Source organism: Pedobacter sp., from assembly GCF_035566355.1.
Taxonomy (GTDB): Bacteria; Bacteroidota; Bacteroidia; order Sphingobacteriales; family Sphingobacteriaceae; genus Pedobacter.
On the sequence record NZ_DATMRL010000626.1, the window covers coordinates 1 to 5,455 of the forward strand.

4 protein-coding genes are annotated in these 5,455 nt (G+C 40.6%); all 4 read right to left on the bottom strand.

Annotated features, from left to right (window positions below; translation table 11 throughout):
- Positions 1 to 1,387: TonB-dependent receptor plug domain-containing protein (locus VNZ46_RS24540; RefSeq protein ID WP_325563549.1), on the bottom strand; the 1,387-nt coding region annotated here is incomplete at its 3' end.
- Between the two features lie 136 nt (positions 1,388 to 1,523).
- Complete coding sequence (locus VNZ46_RS24545; protein ID WP_325563551.1) at positions 1,524 to 1,976, bottom strand: hypothetical protein; 453 nt, start codon at positions 1,974 to 1,976, stop codon at positions 1,524 to 1,526.
- Between the two features lie 10 nt (positions 1,977 to 1,986).
- Positions 1,987 to 3,441, bottom strand: a complete 1,455-nt coding sequence (locus VNZ46_RS24550; protein ID WP_325563553.1) for a SusD/RagB family nutrient-binding outer membrane lipoprotein — start codon at positions 3,439 to 3,441, stop codon at positions 1,987 to 1,989.
- A 4-nt stretch (positions 3,442 to 3,445) separates the two neighbouring features.
- Positions 3,446 to 5,455: SusC/RagA family TonB-linked outer membrane protein (locus VNZ46_RS24555; RefSeq protein ID WP_325563555.1), on the bottom strand; the 2,010-nt coding region annotated here is incomplete at its 5' end.

The following is a 5,455-nucleotide window of genomic DNA, read 5'->3' on the forward strand; positions in this document are numbered from 1 at the left end:
CCGTCCCAAGCCTGTAAGTAAAATTCAGAAAACGGAATGGATTATAGTCCAGGTTACCCTGAGCAATAATCCTATTCACATTAGAGGTAAAGGGTTTGTTTTGAATTGTCCAGTAGGGATTGTCATTTCCAGTTTTACTAATGATTTTCTGCGAACCGTCCGCATTCAAATAATCTTTCATATCTAAATTTCTTGGCCAGTATAATACCCCCATAATACCGTTCGCACTACCTTGAGAAAGGTACTCCCGATCGGTTCTGACATAATTAGCATTTCCTCCAACAGTTAGTTTTTCACCAACCTTGGTATCTGCATTAATTCTGAATGATTTCTTTTTAAAAGTGGAATTGTCTACAATTGATCCCTGGTCAACTAGCGAAGCTGATGTATAATAATGCGTCAGATCGGAACTTCCACTTACAGAAACATCGTGCGTTTGCGCAAAAGCATTCTTAAAAAAATTGCCCAGATTATCATATACCTTCTCTCCTGAAGCAAAAGCCGGTCCCCATGAATTCTGGGCATTTGCACTGTAAACACCTTGCTCTCCCTGCTTAAACTGAGATTGCATTTCCGGCAATTTATTAACATGATCAAAGGAGAAACTATTTTGATAGGTTACCCGTGCCGCCCCTCCCGAACCTTTTTTAGTTGTAATGACCACCGCTCCGGAAGCTGCCCTGATACCATATAAAGCTGCAGCTGCTGGTCCTTTCAAAACGGTTATGGTCTCAATATCTTCAGGATTGATATCAATGGCCCTGTTTGTTGCGGGACCAACAGAGGTCGCAAAACCGCCCTGACCAACCGGCGTGCTGTTGTCAACAGGAATTCCATCCAGAATAAATAAGGGCTGATTATTGCCACTTAATGAACTTCCCCCTCTGATCATAATATTTGCAGAGGAACCAGCTGCCCCACTGGAATTTGTAATCTGTACTCCGGCAACCTTTCCCTGCAACGCATTCACAATATTGGGTTGCTGAGAGTCGACGATTTCCTGAGCTTTAACATTCTGTGTAGAGAATCCCAAGCTTCTGACTTCCTGTTTTACTCCAAAAGCGGTTACTGCAACTTCATTTAAGGTCTTACTGTCCTGCTTTAATTTAACGTTAATGACTTTTGCTCCATTGACAACTATTTCCTGAGATACAGTACCTATAAAGCTAAAGACAAGTGTTTCATTACTTTCTGCCTTAATAGAGTAACGACCTTCAGTATCTGTACTGATACCCCCGGTTTTACCCTTAACTTTTACTGAAACACCAGGCAGCGGCAAACCGTCGTCTGCTGATGTTACTTTTCCTGTTACTGTTATTTGCTGGGCCATGACTTGAGTGGTTAAAACAAGTGTGCACCAGAATAACATGAGTAGTTTTCTTTTCATGATGAATTTGGGTTTAGGTTGTTGATAGATTATTTAGAATTTACATAAGCATATGGATTGGGAGCAAAAACCAGAAAACAAAACAGGCAGCACTTTATCCATGCTGCCTGTTGATTCTATTTAGAGTGATCCTTCATTATTTCACCTTCAAATTAATTAAAGATCCCTTTTTAGATAAAGTGTTCTTATTGACAACTTCAACCTCCAGAACAATGGCTGTTCCTGTAGCCAGGCCAGAAGGAACCGGATAACTCAGGATCAACGAATCTGTACGGCTCACAGAGGAATAAGCCTTTTGATAAGCTGTAGTTGACACCAGCTGCTGAGCACCTGTACCTACTGTTGCCCTCAGGTTGATCTTGTCAATCGGATCATCAGACCAGTACCTCAGATCCAGGGGAACCGATGTTCCCGAAGTCACATTTGCAGTAGCAGGGGATTGAATAGTAAAACTGGCTACAACTGGCACCTTACCTATAACTGTAATATTATCCTGCAGCCATTGATCTGGCGCATTCTTTTTACATGCAGTGGTCAACAGCATCACCGAAAAAAGACCTGCAACCATTATTGATATATTCGTTTTCATTTTCTCTTAATTAATTGAACAACCATATTTTTTGGGCCTGATTTGGAATCTTAGGCACGTTAGGATTTCGACCTGGTTCATTATCAGGGTATTTTGCCCGCTGAACATACACATTGCCTAAAAGATTTTTATTAGGCTGTTTCAATCCAGGATAAATAGAAGCATCGTATTGATAACGTCTCATATCTGTCCAGGTCTCCATTTGCAGAAATAAGGCTATGTATTTTTGAAGCATGATATCCGTAATCGTGATATTTCCATTCTTAGTAACAACAGCATTAGTTGTATAAGTAGCTATATCTGCATCTGAAACCCCAAGCTTCAGCATGTTTCCTTTTATACCATTAATATAAGCAGTATATGCACCAGCTTTATCTGTAGCAATCAGGGCTTCAGCCTTTATAAACTGCATCTCTGCATAAGTCAATATAGGAACAGGAGATGTTCTTGCACCATAATAGGTTTTTTCCGTTATATCTGAGTTTGCCAGGATTGCACCAGGATCGGTACTCAATGCACCAACCGGCCGGCCTACATAGGTAGCAGCTCCTGCGTTATCAAATAATTTTGGCAATCTTGGATCTATTACCCCGCTAAAATATCCTGTACCATTCATCAGATTCACCAGAAAATAAGAAGGACGACCTTGTTTTGCTGTAATAGCAGGCTGGCCCAGATTTGTATACCACGGGCTTGGTCTTTCCTGAGAATATTTCAACTGTAAATCTACCGCTCCCTTTTGGTCATCAATTGCAGAGGAAACGTCAGAGATGGCTTTAGCAAGATTGGCCGGATCCTTTTTAGACAAATGGAGATAATAGCGTGCCCGTGCTCCATAAGCTACCTTTTGCCAGCTGGCGATTGTTCCGCCAAAAATAAGATCACTTGTTCCCACTTTTAAACTTGCAGTTGCGGGAACTGGTTTAGCCAGATCGGCAATGGCCCCATCTAAAAGAGCCTTCAGTGAAGTGTTATAGATGTCCTGTTGCGCATCATACGTTGGACTTGGAACAGTCGGCCCTTTAAAAGCCTGGCTGTAAGGCAAGTCTCCCCAGATGTCTGTGCTTTGCATTAAGGTTAATGCAAAAAGCACTTTGCCAATACCAGAATACTGAGGAGCTCCTAGCTTTTCTGCACGGTCAATCATATCTTTTAGGTTTGGCATCGCATCTCTGTAAGCAGATTCCCATATATTGTCAAATCCGTAGGGATTATAGGCATCTATATTTGCTTCATAGGAGTTAAAACCAGCTAAATACTGCGGGTAGCTATTTCCATATTGCCCCACATTAAAAAAAGATGTTGCAGTAAACTGAATAGTCGCACCTAAAAGGCCTGATAAATTCGCCTGATCAGGAGTTAACCTTGAAGGATCATCATTAATGTCCAGGGCCTTCTTGCAAGCACCAAACGATGCTGCAACAACGACCATCATAACCAGGACTTTTATATTTATTCTTTTCATTTTTTTAGAAATTAACATTTACACCAACGTATACACTTCTTGTAGAAGGGATACCCGTTCCTACATAGCCAACAGAGTTTGATCCCGCACCATAAGCACTCGCTTCCGGATCAAATCCATTAAACGGTGTGCTTAACCACAGATTATTTCCTGTCACAGAAAGCGATGCCGATTTAATAAAAGTTTTGTTCAGCCATTTTTTTGGCAACTCGTAAGCGAGTGAAACATTTTGCAGCCTTACCCATGAAGCATCCTGAAAACCATTGTTTTCTGTAGAAAGCCTGTATGCAAAACTGTTATTATAAAAGCTTTGGTCAATCAGGGCAGCTTTGTCGTTTGGAACATATACAGGATTTGCCGCAGTACCGGTATTCTTAACGCCTTTAAAAATCACCATTTCATTTCTCATTTGCGTTTCTGCACCTATACCTGTAGTATATCTTTGTGTTTTCGGAATATCGAACACATCTCCACCTTTCTTAAAGCTGAATAAGAAAGAAAATGTAAACCCTTTGTAATTCAAGGTACTGCCAATACCACCAACCCAATCTGGATAGGCATTTCCAACCAGGAAGTTATCTGACAATTGTTGAGTGGTTGACGGATATCCGTTGGCATCAAGAATAAGTTGTCCATTATAAGGGCTGTTTGGATCAGATACTCTTAAATAAGGCCAGCCATACCAGTCTCCAGGTCTGCCGCCAGTTTTAATAATTTGCTTAACCCATGGTGTCTCCGGATTAAATTGAATTTCACTTACTCCGGGAGGCATCGACAGCACGCGTCCTTTTGTTTGTGACCAGTTGGCATTGATGTCCCATTTAAATTCTGGTGTATTGATCACATTGGCTGTCAACAAAAACTCCAGTGAGTTGTTACGGATTTTACCTGCATTCGTTACGAAAATATCAAAACCTGAAGCATAACTGATTGGAACAGGAACAATCTGATCAACGCTATTGAGTATAGCATAGTTAGCATCCAGGGTAATTCTGTTTTTCAGAAAATGAAACTCACCCCCAAACTCCAATCCTTTTGTTCTCTCCGGACGCAGAGATTCGGAACCAACTTTAATATCTCTTCTTACCCCACTCACACCACTAAAAGCCTGAAGTGTTGAATAATACTCTCCGATTTGATAAGCATCCGCATCTTTACCAACTTCAGCATAAGAAGCCCTTAACTTACCATAATTGAAAATCGGATTGTCCTGCAGTCCCAAAGTCTCTGTAAAGACATAAGAAAGACTGGTTGATGGATAAAAGAAAGACCGGTTTTTAGGTGGCAGTGTAGATGACCAGTCATTTCTTCCTGTCACATTCACGAACACTGTATTGTCATAACTCACCGTCAGATCACCAAAAACACCAATGATGTTCTTTTTAGTCGGAAAAGTTGTCGGGTTATAGACATTGTAATTGTTAATGCTCTCCACATTAGGAACTACAGCCTGGGTTCCATTTAAGGAAAGGTTCGTTCCGTTAATATGAGTAAAGGAATGTCCTACCAGGAAATTCACATTCCATTTGTCACCAAATTGCTTAGAGGCCCTGGCAAAGAAATTAGAGTTGATCTCATTATAGCTGATCCTTTGTTCTGTCATAGACCCTAATGGACTAATTAACAAACCAACCTCATTATATACTTGTCTGAAATCCGTATAATGATCCAAACCTGCTTTATAATTGAACGTCAGCCAGTCTGTCGCCTTATATTCGACACCAAGATTACCTATAAGTCTGTTTACATTATCTCTTAAATACGCGTTTTCTGTAAAATAAAACGGGTTTTGTATAGAAGCGTTATACGTTTTTTCAGAACCGTCGGGGTTTAGATAATTTCTCGGATCTACCGTATTGGTAGAGCGCATTAAATAATAAATGGTTCCAGAGGACACACCGGTACGAGGATTCTTTCCTCCTGAATTGATATAATTTGCAGACCCTTCAAACTTCAACTTATCAGAAGCCTTTAGAGTTCCGGCAAGCTTTATAGACGTTTTTCCATAATCTGA